The sequence below is a fragment of the Aeromonas sp. FDAARGOS 1408 genome, from assembly GCF_019048665.1.
In the GTDB taxonomy this organism is placed as follows: Bacteria; Pseudomonadota; Gammaproteobacteria; order Enterobacterales; family Aeromonadaceae; genus Aeromonas; species Aeromonas dhakensis.
The window spans coordinates 1,852,298-1,868,391 of record NZ_CP077394.1 but is presented as its reverse complement, the minus strand read 5'-3'; the positions used below and the strand labels follow the sequence as shown (position 1 = coordinate 1,868,391).

Annotated in this window: 9 protein-coding genes; all 9 read left to right on the top strand. The window is 64.1% G+C overall.

Features of this window, described 5'->3' with window-relative positions:
* Positions 1-3 precede the first annotated feature (3 nt).
* The 9 genes from ygfM to I6L38_RS08695 all read left to right on the top strand — a co-directional run bounded on the left by ygfM (position 4) and on the right by I6L38_RS08695 (position 16,040).
* A complete protein-coding gene (ygfM, locus tag I6L38_RS08735) occupies positions 4-780 on the top strand; it encodes a molybdopterin-dependent oxidoreductase FAD-binding subunit (RefSeq protein ID WP_216989410.1) in 777 nt (258 codons plus the stop codon).
* Entirely contained in the window at positions 777-3,674 is a 2,898-nt protein-coding gene (locus I6L38_RS08730; RefSeq protein ID WP_216989409.1) for a molybdopterin-dependent oxidoreductase Mo/Fe-S-binding subunit, read from the top strand. The genes ygfM and I6L38_RS08730 overlap by 4 nt, the downstream gene beginning before the upstream one ends.
* Before the next feature lie 95 nt (positions 3,675-3,769).
* A complete protein-coding gene (locus tag I6L38_RS08725) occupies positions 3,770-5,287 on the top strand; it encodes a nucleobase:cation symporter-2 family protein (RefSeq protein ID WP_216989408.1) in 1,518 nt (505 codons plus the stop codon).
* 24 nt (positions 5,288-5,311) lie between these two features.
* Positions 5,312-6,628: a guanine deaminase gene (guaD, locus tag I6L38_RS08720; RefSeq protein ID WP_216989407.1), complete on the top strand. Its 1,317-nt coding sequence runs from the start codon at positions 5,312-5,314 to the stop codon at positions 6,626-6,628.
* A 286-nt stretch (positions 6,629-6,914) separates the two neighbouring features.
* The gene (locus tag I6L38_RS08715) at positions 6,915-8,291 is read left to right on the top strand and encodes an NCS2 family permease (RefSeq protein ID WP_011706033.1); all 1,377 of its coding nucleotides are present in this window, start codon (positions 6,915-6,917) and stop codon (positions 8,289-8,291) included.
* 329 nt (positions 8,292-8,620) lie between these two features.
* Positions 8,621-10,939 (top strand): xanthine dehydrogenase molybdenum-binding subunit XdhA, encoded by a 2,319-nt coding sequence (gene xdhA, locus I6L38_RS08710; protein WP_216989406.1) that lies wholly within the window; start codon positions 8,621-8,623, stop codon positions 10,937-10,939.
* On the top strand, positions 10,932-11,810 hold the full coding sequence (gene xdhB / locus I6L38_RS08705) for a xanthine dehydrogenase FAD-binding subunit XdhB (RefSeq protein WP_201880649.1): 879 nt from the start codon (positions 10,932-10,934) through the stop codon (positions 11,808-11,810). The genes xdhA and xdhB overlap by 8 nt, the downstream gene beginning before the upstream one ends.
* Positions 11,807-12,292 (top strand): xanthine dehydrogenase iron sulfur-binding subunit XdhC, encoded by a 486-nt coding sequence (gene xdhC, locus I6L38_RS08700; RefSeq protein WP_065017101.1) that lies wholly within the window; start codon positions 11,807-11,809, stop codon positions 12,290-12,292. The genes xdhB and xdhC overlap by 4 nt, the downstream gene beginning before the upstream one ends.
* Before the next feature lie 529 nt (positions 12,293-12,821).
* On the top strand, positions 12,822-16,040 hold the full coding sequence (locus I6L38_RS08695; RefSeq protein ID WP_254204197.1) for an ExeM/NucH family extracellular endonuclease: 3,219 nt from the start codon (positions 12,822-12,824) through the stop codon (positions 16,038-16,040).
* Positions 16,041-16,094: the final 54 nt, after the last annotated feature.

Genomic DNA, 16,094 nt, shown 5'->3' with positions numbered 1-16,094 from the left:
CACATGATTGAGCAATTCTTCCGACCCGAGCAACTGGGTCAGGCTTTGGAACTCAAGGCCCGCTTTGGCAACGACGCCGTCTACATGGGGGGCGGCAGCAAGCTCAACGCCGCGCCGACCCGCACCGACAAGAAGGTCGCCATCTCGCTGGACAAGCTCGGACTTGGCCAGATTGAGCAGCAGCACGGTCAACTTCACATCGGCGCCAGCGTCACCCTGCAAACCCTCAAAGATGACCCCCGTACCCCGGCCGCCCTGTGCGAGGCGCTGGGGTTTGTCTACTCCCGCCATCTGCGCAATCAGGCCACCATTGGCGGCGAGCTTGCCTGCCAGCAGCAGGACTCCCCGCTGCTGCCGGTACTGCTGGTGTTCGAAGCCGTGGTGGTGCTGGAGAACAATCAGTTGCAACCCATCGATGCCTACCTGGCCGGCCAGCGCAAGGAGCTGGTGCTGGGGGTGGTGCTGCCGGAGCCCGAGCTGCGCTGCGCCACTCGCCGCATCAGCCGTAACGCCGATGGTCTGGCGGTGATGACTGCCGCCGTGGCCCTCGACGCCCTTGGCGAGATGCGGGTCGCCCTGGCGGGTGTCACGCCGCAACCGATGCGTCTGCGGGATGTGGAGCGTCATGAGCTGCGGGATGCGGCGCTCGAAGCGGCCGTGAGCGCGCTGATTGCGCCGCGCGCGGATCTCGGTGGCAGTGTGGCCTACAAGCGCTATATCAGCGGCGTGGTAGTGGCGGATCTGCTGGTGGAGTGCCAGCAGCAGGAGGTACAGGCATGATGGAACTCAACTTCACACTAAACGGTGCCCTGCGCACCGTCATCACCCCGGCTGGCGAGAATGCCCAGCGGGTGCTGTTCAACCAGTGCCGGATGCACTCGGTGCGTAACAGCGACGACGGCTTCGGCTTTGCCGGCTCCGACGCCATCCTGTTCAACGGCAAGGTGATCAACGCCTCCCTGCTGATCGCCGCCCAACTGGAGGGCGCGCAGGTGCGCACCGCAGAGTCGCTCGGCAGCTGGAACCAGCTCAGTCTGGTGCAGCAGGCCATGGTGGACGTGGGTGTGGTGCAGTCCGGCTACAACGATCCGGCTGCGGCGCTCATCGTCACCGACCTGCTTGATCGCCACCCCGAGCCCAGCCGTGATCAAATCGACGACGCCCTCTCGGGCCTCTTTCACCGGGACGGCGGCTACCAGCAGTTCTATCAGGCCATCGAGCTTGCCAGCTCGCGCCTCAAGGATCCCGATTACCTGTGCCAGATTGCCCCCGAGTTTCGTGACGACCTGCGCCACATCGGCAAGAGCTGCCCGAAAGTGGACGCCGCCAAGATGGTGCAGGCCAAGCCCTGCTACGTGGAGGACAGGGTCAGCGAGGATGCGCTGGTCATCAAGATGCTGCGAAGCCCTCATCCCCATGCGGTGATCACCAAACTCGACGTGAGCCGCGCCGAAGCCATGGCGGGGGTGGTGCACGTCATCACTCACCTCAACTGCCCGGATGTCTACTACACCCCGGGTGGCCAGAGCGCCCCCGAGCCGTCACCGCTCGATCGCCGCATGTTTGGCCGCAAGCTGCGCCACGTCGGTGATCGTGTTGCTGCCGTGGTGGCCGAGAGCGAAGCCATCGCATTGGCGGCGCTCAAGCTCATCGAAGTTGAGTATCAGGTGCTGCCGGCGGTCATGAACATAGACGAGGCGATGGCCCCTAATGCGCCGCTGGTGCACGACGAGCCCATCGTCTACATGGCCGGGGCGCCGGCGGATCTGGAGCAGCAGAACGCCTGCTCGGTGCGTCGCGGCGACGAGCACATGATCATCAACTTCCCCATCGGTTCCCGCCCGCATGAGAACCTGGCCGCCAGCGTCCATGGCCAGATTGGCGATGTGGCCAAGGGCTTTGCCGAGGCGGATGTGGTGCTGGAGCGCACCTACGAATCCACCCAGGCCCAGCAGTGCCCGACCGAGCCGCACATCTGCTTCACCTACATGGATGGTGATCGGCTGGTCATTCACGCCTCTACTCAGGTGCCGTGGCACGTGCGCCGTCAGGTGGCGCGCATCGTCGGCATGAAGCAGCACCAGGTGCACGTGATCAAGGAGCGGGTAGGGGGCGGCTTTGGCTCCAAGCAGGACATCCTGCTGGAAGAGGTGTGCGCCTGGGCGACCAGGGTCACCGGCCGTCCGGTCACCTTCCGTTACACCCGTGAAGAGGAGTTCATCAGCAACACCTCCCGCCATGTGGCCAAGGTGAAGGTGAAAGTGGGGGCCAAGAAAGATGGCACCATCACCGCCATCGAGATGGATTTTCGCGCCAACACCGGCCCTTACGGCAACCACTCATTGACGGTGCCGAGCAACGGCCCGGCGCTCTCCCTGCCGCTCTATCCGTGCGAGAACGTGCGCTTTACCGTCAACACCTACTACAGCAACATCTGCCCGACCGGCGCCTATCAGGGTTATGGCGCGCCCAAGGGCAACTTCGCGCTGACCATGGCGATTGCCGAACTGGCCGAGAAACTCGGCATCGATCAGCTCGACATGGTGGAGCACAACCGGGTGCATGAAGGGGACATCCTCAAGGTGCTGGGAGCCATCGGCGAGGGCAAGATGCCCACCTCGGTGCCCCATGCGGCCAGTTGCGCCCTCGAACCCATCCTCAAGCAGGGTCGTGAGCTGATTGCCTGGGATAGCACCAAACCCTCCGACGGGGATTGGCGTATCGGTCGTGGCGTCGCCATCATCATGCAAAAATCGGGGATCCCGGATATCGATCAGGCCAACTGCATGGTCAAGCTGGAATCGGACGGCACCTTTATCGTCCACTCCGGTGGCGCCGATATCGGCACCGGCCTCGATACCGTGGTGGCCAAGCTGACCGCCGAGGTGCTGCACTGCCCGCTCGGGGATGTGCACGTCATCTCGGGCGACACCGACCACGCCCTGTTCGACAAGGGGGCCTACGCCTCGTCTGGCACCTGCTTCTCCGGCAACGCGGCCAAGAAGGCGGCCGAGAACCTCAAGGAGAAGATCCTGCTGCACGGCGCCGCCATGCTGGGCGAGCCGGTAGCCGATGTTGAGCTGGCGTTCCCGGGCCTGGTGCGCGGCAAGCTGGGGGAGGTGAGCCTCGCCAAGCTGGCCCACAAGGCCGAGACGGGTACCGGCTTCGGCATCCTGGTGGGCACTGCCAGCTACATCACGTCGGAGCTGGCCTTCCCGTACGGCGCCAACTTCGCCGAGGTGGCGGTCAACGTCAGAACCGGCGAGATCCGGCTCGACAAGTTCTACGCCCTGCTCGACTGCGGCACCCCCATCAACCCGGAGCTGGCCCTCGGCCAGATCTACGGGGCGACCATGCGGGCCATCGGCCACTCCTTGACCGAGGAGATCTGCTACGACGGCAAGGGCATTCCGCTCACCCGGGATCTGAAGAGCTATGGCGCGCCCAAGATCGGCGACATTCCGCGCGATTTTCGGGCCTTCCTGGTACCGAGTGACGACAAGGTCGGCCCTTACGGCGCCAAGTCCATCTCGGAGATCGGGGTCAACGGCGCGGCGCCCGCCATCGCCACCGCCATCCACGACGCCTGCGGTGTCTGGCTGCGCAAGTGGCACTTCACACCGGAGCAGATCCTGCGGGGGCTCGGCAAGCTGGAGCAACAAGTGTCGGCATAACAAAAGAAAAGGTGAGGGGCGGGCGCAGGCTCGCCCCCAGCACCTGACAGCGGAATGAGTACTCCGCCCATATTCTGTGTGATGGGACAACCAAGATGTCTAAAACAACACGCAAGCACTCGGACCTGATTTACGCGCTCGAAGACAAACCTCCCTTTTACCAAACCCTGATGGGGGCCGTGACCCACCTGCTGGCCATCTTCGTGCCCATGGTGACGCCGGCCCTCATCGTGGGCGGGGCCCTTGGCCTCTCCACCGAGACTACCGCCTACCTGGTCTCCATGGCGATGATCGCCTCCGGCATCGGGACCTGGCTGCAGGTGAACCGCTACGGCCCCATCGGCTCGGGGCTGCTCTCCATCCAGTCGGTCAACTTCTCCTTCGTCACCGTGATGATTGCGCTGGGCAGCGCCATGAAAAAAGATGGCCTGCACGAGGAGCTGATCGTCTCGACCCTGCTCGGGGTCTCCTTCGTCGGGGCCTTCCTGGTGATGGGCTCCTCCTTCGTGCTCCCCTATCTCAAGCGGGTGATCACCCCCACCGTGAGCGGGGTAGTGGTGCTGATGATTGGCCTGAGCCTCATCAAGGTGGGGATCATCGACTTTGGCGGCGGTTTCTCCGCCATGAGCAGCGGCACCTTCGGCAAATACGAGAACATCGGCCTGGGGCTGCTGGTGCTCTGCGTCATCGTCGCCTTCAACTGCAGCAAGAGCCCTTTGCTGCGCATGAGCGGCATCGCCATCGGCCTGCTGGTGGGCTATGCGGTGGCCCTGATGCTCGGCATGGTGGATTTCTCCGCCCTTGAGAACCTGCCGCTCATCACTGTGCCCATCCCGTTCAAGTACGGTTTTTCTTTCGATCTGCACGCCTTCGTGCTGGCCGGCACCATCTATCTGTTGAGCGTGCTGGAGGCGGTGGGGGATATCACCGCCACCGCCATGGTCTCCCACCGGGATATTCAGGGCCACGAGTTCCAAAAGAGGCTCTCCGGCGGCGTGCTGGCGGACGGTCTGGTGTCGGTGATCGCCTCGGCGCTCGGCTCCCTGCCGCTCACCACCTTTGCCCAGAACAACGGCGTCATCCAGATGACTGGGGTGGCCTCGCGCCACGTGGGCAAGTTCATCGCCGTCATCCTGGTGCTGCTCGGCCTCTTCCCGGTGGTAGGGCGCTTCTTTACCACCATACCGTCGCCGGTGATGGGGGGCGCGATGGTCATCATGTTCTCCATGATCGCCATTGCCGGCGGACGCATCATCATCAGTCACGGCTTCGATCGGCGCGAGACCCTGATCGTCGCCACCTCGCTCGGGCTGGGGCTCGGGGTCTCCTACGACCCGAACGTGTTCAAGGTGCTGCCGGCGGGGATCTACATGCTGGTGGAGAACCCCATCTGCGCCGGCGGCATCACCGCCATCATCATGAACCTGGTGCTGCCGCAAAGCCGCAGACGCCAAGCGGCCGCCAATGCCGCCGAGGCGGTGGAGCTGATCCAGCTGAGCGACAAACCCGACACCCGTTTTGCCACCCGGCCCGCCTCGTCGGCCACCGCCCGCCAACAGGGGCTGGCGACGGACGAGACCCAGGTGCGCGCCCCGCAAGTGGATCGCGGCTAACGAACAACAAGAGGGAATTGAGAGATGAAAAACGACAACTCCGTCAAGGCGGTGCGCGGCAGCTTCTTTGACATCACCCGGGTGGTGGGCCAGCCCGAGGAGATAGAACCCAATGCCCGCCTCATCGAAGATGGCCTGCTGATCATCCGCAACGGCTGCATCGACTGGTTCGGCCAGTGGGAGGAGGGCCGTGATCGTATTCCGGCCCAGGTACGGGTGCGGGATTATCGCGGCAAGATGATAGTGCCGGGCTTTGTCGACACCCACATCCACTATCCGCAAAGCGAGATGGTGGGGGCCTATGGCGAGCAGCTGCTGGAGTGGCTCAACCGCCACACCTTCCCGGCCGAGCGGCGCTACAACGATCTCGAGTACGCCCGCGAGATGTCCACCTTCTTCATCAAGCAGCTGCTGCGAAACGGCACCACCACGGCGCTGGTGTTTGGCACCGTCCACCCCGAATCGGTGGATGCCCTGTTCGAGGCGGCCAGCCGCATCAACATGCGGATGATCGCCGGCAAGGTGATGATGGATCGCAATGCCCCAGATTATCTGCTCGATACTGCCGAGAGCAGCTATGCGCAGAGCAAGGCGCTCATCGAGCGCTGGCACGGCAACGGTCGCTTGCTCTACGCCATCACGCCGCGCTTCGCCCCCACCTCGACCCCGGCGCAGCTGGCGATGGCGAGACGACTGCGCGAAGAGTACCCGACCACCTATCTGCACACCCACCTGTGCGAGAACAAGGACGAGATAGCCTGGGTAAAATCCCTCTTCCCAGAGCATCAGGGCTATCTCGACGTCTATCACCAGCACGGGCTGACCGGCCACAACTGCGTGTTTGCCCACTGCGTCCATCTGGAAGAACAGGAGTGGGATTGCCTGAAAGAGACCGGCTCCACCATCGCGTTTTGTCCCACCTCCAATCTGTATCTCGGCAGTGGCCTCTTCAAGCTGCACAAGGCGTGGCACAAGCAGGTGAAGGTGGGGATGGGCACCGACATCGGCGCCGGCACCACCTTCAACATGCTGCAGACCCTCAACGAGGCCTACAAGGTGATGCAGTTGCAGGGCGAGCGCCTCTCGGCCTATCAGGCCTTCTACCTGGCGACCCTGGGCGGCGCCCATGCGCTGGGGCTGGACGAGCAGATCGGCAGCTTCGCGGTGGGCAAAGAGGCGGACTTCGTGGTGCTCGACCCGGTCGCCACCCCGCTGCAGCAGCTGCGCTACGACAACTCCACCACCTTGCGCGACAAGCTGTTCGTGCTGCTGACCCTGGGGGATGACAGATCCATCTACCGCACCTATGTGGATGGTCAGCTGGTGCACGAACGGGGCTGATCCGGTTTTCAAAGGAGTGGGGCGGGCATGCTCGCCCCGGGAACACGGCAGCAGGGGCCAGCGTGGTGCCTGCGCCGCACGACAGGCGAGGCGCTTGCCCCGCCACAGCAGGTGAAATGGCCCGGTTTTTTTTAGACGGCAAGTTAAACGTTTGCCTTGTCTGCCAACCCCATGATGCCGGCGACCGTGGCAGCAGAGATCCACGGCACCGACCGCCATTTCGACACGACACATTCAGGGATGCAGGAAGGAGTCGGCCATGAGCCAGACAAACAGGATAAACGAGATGGACGGGGCAGTTGCGGACAAGGGGGCGGCGGCGGGACGACAGCCCGCCGGCGGCGCACTAGATCGCTACTTCATGATCAGCGAGCGAGGCAGCAACGTGCGCCAGGAGGTGCTGGCGGGGCTCACCACCTTCCTCGCCATGGTCTATTCGGTGATCGTGGTGCCCAGCATGCTCGGCAAGGCGGGCTTTCCCCCCGGCGCCGTGTTCGTGGCCACCTGTCTGGTAGCGGGTTTTGGTTCGCTGCTGATGGGGCTCTGGGCCAAGCTGCCGATGGCCATCGGCTGCGCCATCTCGCTCACCGCCTTTACCGCCTTCAGCCTGGTGCTGGGGCAGCAGATCTCCATCCCGGTGGCGCTCGGCGCCGTCTTTCTGATGGGGGTGCTGTTTACCGCCATCTCGGTGACCGGGGTGCGCAGCTGGATCCTCGACAACCTGCCGATGGGGATCGCCCACGGCACCGGTATCGGCATCGGGCTCTTCCTGCTGCTGATCGCCGCCAACGGGGTGGGGCTGGTGATCAAGAACCCGCTGGAGGGGCTGCCGGTGGCGCTGGGGGCCTTTACCTCTATGCCGGTCATCATGTCTCTCATCGGGCTGGCGGTCATCGTCGGGCTGGAGAAGCTTAAAGTTCCGGGCGGGATCCTGCTGGTGATCATCGCCATCTCCATTTTCGGCCTCATCTTCGATCCGGCGGTCAAGTACCAGGGGCTGTTCGCCATGCCGAGCCTCGCCGACGAGCAGGGCAAGTCCCTCATCTTCAGCCTGGACATCATGGGGGCGCTCTCGCCGCTGGTGCTGCCAAGTGTGCTGGCGCTGGTGATGACGGCGGTGTTTGATGCCACCGGCACCATTCGCGCCGTGGCGGGGCAGGCCAACCTGCTGGACAAGGACGGCCACATCATCAACAGCGGCAAGGCGCTCAGCGCCGACTCCATCAGCAGCATCTTCTCCGGTCTGGTGGGGGCCGCGCCGGCCGCCGTCTACATCGAATCGGCGGCGGGCACGGCGGCAGGGGGCAAGACCGGCCTCACCGCCACCGTGGTGGGGGTCTTGTTCCTGCTGATGTTGTTCCTCTCGCCGCTCTCCTACCTGGTGCCGGCCTATGCCACCGCACCGGCGCTGATGTACGTGGGGCTGCTGATGCTGAGCAACGTCGCCAGACTCGACTTCGATGACTTTGTCGGGGCCATGTCCGGCCTGCTGTGCGCGGTCTTTATCGTGCTCACCTGCAACATCGTCACCGGCATCATGCTGGGCTTCAGCGCCCTGGTGATCGGCCGCATCTGCTCGAAGGAGTGGCGCAAGCTCAACGTCGGCACCGTCATCATCGCCCTGGCGCTGGTGCTCTTCTACGCCGGCGGCTGGGCCATCTAGTCCGCATCGCGTCCTTCTTTATCGCGGGGCCAGCCTCTCTTGGCCGGCCCCGCCCTGCAAATCGAACTCATACCATTTTGATAACGGGGCTTACCAGATTGATAACGCCGCCCGGCAATTGCGCTGCCGAGCCCTCCATGGACTGCTGCTGCGGGACTGGCCACGGCCATGACGGAGAGCCTGATGGGCGCCGGATGGGATCTTCTTCACACTTCTTCCCTTTGCTCGCCGCCTTTGCCCCCCGGTTGGCCCGAGGTGCCGGAAACGGGCGCATATCTTGCTGTTTTTTATACCGGTTCTGATTTTTCTGCCTGACAAAGGACTTGCATATGTCCATAGGATTACCGCTCAAGCGGGTGGATGCCGAGGCCAAGGTGACCGGTAGCGCCCGTTACACCGACGACAACATCATGCTCGGCATGCGCCACGCCAAATACGTGCGAAGCAACATCGCCCACGGCAAGGTGCTCACCATCGACGCCAGCGAGGCGCTGGCCCTGCACGGGGTCGAAGCCGTGTTCACCCATGAGGATGTGCCCACCACCTGTTTTCGCACCGCCGGTCACGCCTGGTCCCTCGATGAGACCAAGCGGGACGTGAAAGACCGGCGTCTGCTCACCGACCATGTACGTCACTTCGGCGATGGCGTCGCCATCGTGGTGGCCCGCGATCCGCTGGTCGCCGAGAAGGCCGCCGCCCTGGTCAAGGTGACCTACGAGCCGCTGCCGGTGATGACGGATGCGGCCAGTGCCCTGGCCGAGGGGGCTTATCCCATCCACCCGACCGGCAACCTGCTGCGCCAGAGCCAGATCCGGGCGGGTGAGCCGGAGCAGGCCATCGCCGCGGCCGACTTGCAGTTCAAGGGGCACTACCAGACGCCGGTGGTGCAGCACTGTCATCTGGAGACGGTGACCTGCTACGCCTACATGGATCAGCCGGACCACATCATCGTCGTCACCAGCACCCAGATCCCCCAGATTGTGCGCAGCCGGGTAGCCAAGTCCCTCGGCCTGCCCTGGTCGAGCGTGCGGGTGATCAAGCCCTACATGGGCGGCGGTTTTGGCAACAAGCAGGATGTGCTGGAAGAGCCGATGGCGGCGTTTCTGAGCTACCAGCTCGGCGGCGTGCCGGTCAAGGTGACCTTGAGCCGGGAGGAGTGTTTCTTTGCTTCTCGTACCCGCCATGGCTTTGCCATCGACGGCACCCTTGGCATCAGCCGGGATGGCACCCTCAAGGGGTATCAACTGGACGTGCTCTCCAACACCGGCGGCTATGCCTCCCACGGCCACTCCATCGCCAGCGCCGGCGCCAACAAGATAAGCTACCTCTATCCGCGCAGCGCCTTTGGCTATGACGCCAAAACCTTCTACAGCAACCTGCCCACCGCCGGTGCCATGCGCGGTTACGGCGCGCCACAGGTGGTGTTTGCCCTCGAATGCATGCTGGACGATGCCTGCGCCGAGCTGGGTCTGGATCCGCTTGCGGTGCGCATCGCCAACGTGGCCCGCGAGGGGGATGTCAATCAGGTCAACCAGAAGACCATCTACAGTGCGGGTTTGCCCGAGTGTCTGCGTCGGGGTGGCGAGCAGTTCCAGTGGGAACGGCTCAAGGCCGAGTGTCTGGCGCAGGATCCGGCGAGTCGGGTACGGCGCGGTATCGGGGTGGCCTGTTTCAGTTATGGATCCAACACCTATCCGGTGGGGGTCGAAATTGCCGGCGCCCGCATGCTGCTCAATCAGGATGGCACCGTCAATCTGCAGATCGGCGCCACCGAGATAGGGCAGGGATCGGACACCGTCTTTGCCCAGATGGCGGCCCAGACCTTAGGCATTCCGTTTGAGCAGATCCGGGTCATTTCGACCCAGGATACCGACATCACCGCCTACGATCCGGGCTCGTTCGCCTCGCGCCAGAGCTATGTGGCGGCCCCCGCCATCCATCAGGCTGCGCTGCAGCTGCGGGCCCGTATCCTTTCGCTGGCGGCCCAGCTCTGCCATCAGGATGTGGGATCGCTCACCCTGATCGACGGTTACGTGGTGCTGGCCGGCGCGCCGGACAAGGTGCTCATCAGCGTCGCCGAGGTGTCGGTCAACGCCTACTACCACCTCACCATCGGCGGCCAGATCACTTCCGAGGTTTCCCACAAGACCACTACCAACCCGCCGAGCTTTGGCTGCACCTTCGTCGATCTCAGCGTCGACATCGATCTCTGCAAGGTGACCATCAACCGCATCCTCAACCTGCACGATGCGGGCAAGATCCTCAACCCGCAGCTGGCACAGGGGCAGGTGCACGGCGGCATGGGGATGGGGATCGGCTGGTCCCTGTTCGAAGAGATGATCATCGACACCAAAACCGGCGTGGTGCGCAACCCCAACCTGCTCGACTACAAGTTCCCCACCATGCTGGACTTGCCCGATCTCGAATGCGATTTCGTGCAGACCTACGAGCCCCAGTCGGTCTATGGTCACAAATCCCTAGGGGAACCGCCCATCATCTCGCCGGGCCCGGCGATCCGTAACGCCATCCGCATGGCGACCGGGGTCGCCATCAACGAGCTGCCCATCACCCCCAAGACCCTGTTCCGGGAGTTTGTCGCGGCGGGTTTGATTGGCGAGGGATCAGGGGAGGAGCAACGCCATGTTTGATATTGCCCGTTACTACAAGGCCCACAGCGTGGCCGAGGCGGTCGCTCTGCGCCAGGCCGACCCCGAAGCGCGTCTCTTGGCCGGTGGCACCGATGTGATGATCCAGCTCCATCACCTCAACGCCGCCTATCGTCATATCGTCGATATTCACGACTTGCCGGAACTCAAGGGGGTGAGCGAGCTGGCCGACGGCGCTATTCGCATCGGCTCTGGCACCACCTTTACCGAGCTCATCGAAAACGAGCTGGTGCAGCGCCGCCTGCCGATGCTGGCGGAAGCGGCCGCCACCATTGCGGGTCCGCAGATCCGCAACGTCGCCACCTATGGCGGCAACATCTGCAACGGCGCCACCAGTGCCGACTCGGCGGCGCCCACCGTGGCGCTGGAAGCAGAGCTGGAGATCGCCGGCCCCGATGGCACGCGCCGCATCCCCATCGCCGGTTTTCACACCGGCCCGGGCAAGGTGGCGCTGCAACCGGCGGAAGTCCTGGTAGCGTTTCACTTTACCCCGGACGCGCACCCCCAGGTGGGCTCCCACTACTTCAAGTACGCCATGCGGGGCGCCATGGACATCGCCACCATAGGCTGCGCCGCCTACTGCCAGATTGAGGATGGTCACTTCAAGCGCCTGCGGCTGGCCTACGGGGTGGCGGCCCCGACGCCGGTGCGCACGCCCCACGCCGAAGCGGCGGCCGAGGGGCAACCGCTGACCCGGGCGACGCTGGCGGCCATTGCCGAGGCGGTGGTGGCCGATGTGGCGCCGCGCTCCTCCTGGCGGGCAGAAAAAGAGTTTCGCCTGCACCTGATCAAAACCCTGGCGCAGCGGGTGATCGCCTGCGCCGTCGAACGTGCCGGAGGCAAGATCCTATGATGCAACCGCAAAGCTGTCCCACTGTTGCGATCCAGTGTGAGATCAACGGCAAGCCTTACTCCTATGCTGTGCCGCCCACCATGTCGCTGCTTCACTTCCTGCGCGGGCAGGGGCTGATCAGCGTGAAAGAGGGGTGCAGCGTCGGCGAGTGCGGCGCCTGTACCGTGCGGGTGGATGGCACGGCTATCGATAGCTGCCTCTATCTGGCGGTGTGGGCCGATGGCAAATCCATTCGCACCGTGGAGGGGGAGCGGCAGGGCAATGAGCTCTCCGACGTGCAGCAGGCCTTTATCGACGAGGGGGCGGTGCAGTGCGGTTTTTGCACCCCGGGCCTCGTGATGGCAAGCGCCGCCCTGCTCGACAAGACAGATCGCCGACCCTTAACTGATGCGGAGATCCGCCGCGGCCTGTCGGGGAATCTGTGCCGCTGCACCGGTTACCAGAACGTGGTGCGGGCGGTGAAGAAGTGCTGCAAGGGGTGATGGGGTCGCCCCTCGATTAGCCTCGCAAACCGTCGTTCGGTGCTGATATGACAGCGCCTGAAATATGCCGGGAGGGTTATTTTCACCCCGCCGGTCAAACACGCATCCCGTTATTTCGGGCGGGCACTGGGGAACAAGCATACTGCACTGCCGGGCTGTCAGTACAAATAATAAGCAGCCTGGTCCGCGCAGCGGTCTGGAAATGGCAAGCGACTGTTTTTACGCACTATGTCAACTTGTGTCGCCATCTTGTGCGCCTCTTTTGCATATTGGCGGCAGCAAATACCGGTGGGCGGGAAATAACGGAAAATAACGGCAAGGGGGCTGAAAAAAAGCCCCTTTTTCGTCACGTGACCGCAACATTTTTCTGTAATTGTTAGCCAGCTCGCGGCGGCCCTGCGCCGAAACGGGCAGAGTAGGCGCCGTGGTTGGCCGAGGCCGCCATGATGCGCAATCAGAATCGTAACAAGGTGCTGCGGCCCGCCTGGCGGGGCGCAAAACATAACGTCAAAAAGAAAAGGAAACTGGCATGTCAGGAAGACACTCTCTGGTAGCGCTGGCCGTCGGGCTGGCGCTGGCGGGACCGGCACAGGCACAGCTGCTCATCAGCGAATACCTGGAAGGCTCGGGCAACAACAAGGCGGTGGAGCTGAGCAACCTCGGCAGCGACGCCGTCGATCTCTCCCAATACCGGTTGGCGCTCTACGCCAACGGCAAACCCATCAGCGAATCCCCCACCAACAGCCTGGCGCTGCAAGGCACCCTGGCCCCGGGGGCCACTTTGGTGCTGGCCAACCCCTCCGCCAGCAGCGAGATCCTGGCCAAGGCCAACCGCACCAGCGGCAACCTGGTGTTCAACGGTGACGATGCCTTGGTGCTCTACCGAGGCAGCGAGATAATCGACAGTTTCGGCCAGGTGGGGGTGGATCCGGGTACGGCCTGGGTGTCGGGCAACGTCTCGACCCTGGACATGACCCTGCGCCGCAAGGCCACCGTCACCACCGGCCGGACTGATGCAACCGCCCCCTTCGATCCGGCGCTCGAATACGTGGCCGCCCCGAAAGATGACGCCAGTGGCCTGGGTTGCAGCGGCGATGGTCCCTGCGATGGCTCCCAGCCGCCCGCCTTCGTCTGCCCGGTGGACAGCCTGGTGCCGGTGCCCGCCATTCAGGGCCCCGGCAACAGCAGCCCCCTGGTGCCGGCCGGCAAGTTTGAATCGGAGCAGGCCTATGCCACCCGCGGCGTGGTGACTCAGGTGGTGAGCGGCCTCTACAAGGGCTTCTTCATCCAGGATGAGCAGGGGGACGGCGATCCGGCCACCTCCGACGGCCTCTTCGTCTACAGCACTAAGGCCAACGCCGCCATCGTGCCGGGGGCCGAGGTGTGCGTCTCGGGCAAGGTGAAAGAGTATTTCAACCAGACCCAGATCAACGCCGACGAGCTGGTGGTGACTCGGCCGCAAGGGACTGTGCCGGCTGCGGTGGATCTGCTGCCGGTGGCGGGGGAGAGCCTGAACCAGCTGCTGGAGCGTCACGAGGGGATGCAGGTGCGGCTGGTGCCGGAATCCAGCCTGGTGGTGACCCGCAACTTCAGCTTCGATTACGACGGCAAGCGCAACAACCTGGTGCTCTCTTATGGCGCGCCGCTTATCAAGTCGACCCAGAAGTTTGCCGCCATGAGCGAGGAGGCGAGCAACTGGGCCCTTCGCAACCAGCAGAACCAGCTGGTGGTGGAGACCGACGCCAAGGCGCCGGACGGTGTGCTGCCCTGGTTCCCCGGCTTCAACGCCGAGGATGGTTACCTGCGCATCGGCGACAAGCTCAACGGGCTGGAGGGTGCGCTTGGCTACTCCTACAACCTGTTCAGGTTGGTGGCCAGCAACCGCATCGATGCAAGCCAGATAGATCACAGCGGCTGGGATCGGGTGGAAACCCCTGAGCTTGCCGAGGCGGGGGATCTGCGGGTCGCCAGCTTCAACGTGCTCAACTTCTTCACCACGGTCGTGGGGGGCGATGCCAACCCCACCGGCAGCAACCGGGGCGCCTTGACGGTGGCGGAATTCGAGTTGCAGCGCACCAAGATCGTCAGCGCCATCACCCGTCTCAACGCCGACGTGGTGGGGCTGATGGAGATAGAGAACAACGGCTACGGCGACAACTCCGCCATCGCCAACCTGGTGGCGGCCCTCAACGCGGCCCTGCCGGACGAGGCGGATCACTACCGCTGGATTGCCTCGCCGGATGGCAAGCCCATCGGCACCGATGCCATCACGGTGGGGCTTATCTACCGGCCCGCCAAGGTGACCCCGGAGGGGGCCGCCAGCCTTATCGCGCTGCCGGTGCAGCAGGCCGAGGCGGTGGACGCCAGCGGCAAGCCGGTGACCATCAATCAGGGGATGCGCGAGTCGCTGGTGCAGCGCTTCAGCTCGCCCAAGGGGGATGCGCCGCTGACCCTGGTGGTCAACCACCTCAAGTCCAAGGGCTCCGCCTGTTTCGAGGATTACCCCGACTACGCCACTGCCGATCCCCTCGATGGCCAGGGCCACTGCAACGCGCTGCGGGTCTCTGCCGCCAAGGTGCTGGGAGAGAGCCTCAAGGATCTGGCCGGGGATCTGCTGCTGATCGGCGACATGAACGCCTACGGCATGGAGGATCCCATCCGGGTGCTGACCGACTATGATCCGGCCGCCCAATCGCGCCAGATCATGAGCGCCTCCTTCACCACCTTGGCGGGCCAGCCCTTCGAGGAGAGCGGCAGCGCCCTTGGCAAGGGGTATGGCCTGGTGAACCTCAACACCCGCTTCCACGGCACCGACACCTACTCCTACAGCTACGAAGGGGAGCTCGGCAACCTGGATCACGCCCTAGCAAACCCGAGCCTCGCTGCCAAGGTGATCGGCATCGAGGATTGGCACATCAACTCCGCCGAGAGCAACTTCTTCGAGTACGGCAGCAAGTACAGCGGCCAGCTGGCGAAATCCGAAGGGCCCTTCAGCGCCTCGGATCACGATCCCGTGCTGGTGGCCATCCAGTATCCGCTGCCGCCCGCCGGGGTATTGAGCCTCGAGAGCGCTGCTGCGAACGTGGAGGAGGGCAACACCCTGACCCTGAGCGTGGCGCGCCGCGACGGCAGCTATGGGGAGGCCAGCGTGAGTTATCGCATTGCCTACGGCAGCGCGGACGCAAGCGACGTGGCGCCGCTCACCGGCACCCTGCACTGGGCCGCCGGGCAGAGCGACAGCCAGACCATCAGCATCCCGGTGAAGAGCGACACCCTGCACGAGGGGGACGAGACCTTTACCCTGGAGCTGTTTGATGCGAGCGGCGCGACCTTGGGCGATCAGCACCAGACCCTGGTGACCATCAAGGACAAGCTGGCGCCGTCCACCATCTCGCTGGCGCGTGCCAGCCTGACGGTGAACGAGGGGCAGTGGTTTGCCGAGATCCCGCTGGTGCGCAGCGGCGATCTGAGCAAGCCGGCCCGGGCCCGGGTGGCCCTTGACGGGGTCACGGCGCGCTGGGGGCTGGATTTCCTGCCCTGGTTCAGCCAGACCGTGAGCTGGGCCGCGGGCGAGGGGGGCAGCAAGTCGGTCAAGGTGCTGATCATCGATGACTGGTTTGTCGAGCCGACCGAGCAGTTCAAGGTGAGCCTGGCGGCGCTGCAGGGTGGCCAACCGGGCAACCTGCAGGAGACCCGGGTCGACATTCTGGACAACGACAAGTCCTGGTGGCCCTTCGGTCGCCACTGAGGATGATTGAGCAATAAGAAAGGGGCCTGCGGGCCCCTTTTTTTGTTTCTGTTG

Bases quoted from the DNA above. Each gene is read 5' to 3' on its own strand.
- ygfM (WP_216989410.1), top strand. From the start codon at position 4: ATGATTGAGCAATTCTTCCGACCCGAGCAACTGGGTCAGGCTTTGGAA.
- I6L38_RS08730 (WP_216989409.1), top strand. From the start codon at position 777: ATGATGGAACTCAACTTCACACTAAACGGTGCCCTGCGCACCGTCATC.
- I6L38_RS08725 (WP_216989408.1), top strand. From the start codon at position 3,770: ATGTCTAAAACAACACGCAAGCACTCGGACCTGATTTACGCGCTCGAA.
- guaD (WP_216989407.1), top strand. From the start codon at position 5,312: ATGAAAAACGACAACTCCGTCAAGGCGGTGCGCGGCAGCTTCTTTGAC.
- I6L38_RS08715 (WP_011706033.1), top strand. From the start codon at position 6,915: ATGGACGGGGCAGTTGCGGACAAGGGGGCGGCGGCGGGACGACAGCCC.
- xdhA (WP_216989406.1), top strand. From the start codon at position 8,621: ATGTCCATAGGATTACCGCTCAAGCGGGTGGATGCCGAGGCCAAGGTG.
- xdhB (WP_201880649.1), top strand. From the start codon at position 10,932: ATGTTTGATATTGCCCGTTACTACAAGGCCCACAGCGTGGCCGAGGCG.
- xdhC (WP_065017101.1), top strand. From the start codon at position 11,807: ATGATGCAACCGCAAAGCTGTCCCACTGTTGCGATCCAGTGTGAGATC.
- I6L38_RS08695 (WP_254204197.1), top strand. From the start codon at position 12,822: ATGTCAGGAAGACACTCTCTGGTAGCGCTGGCCGTCGGGCTGGCGCTG.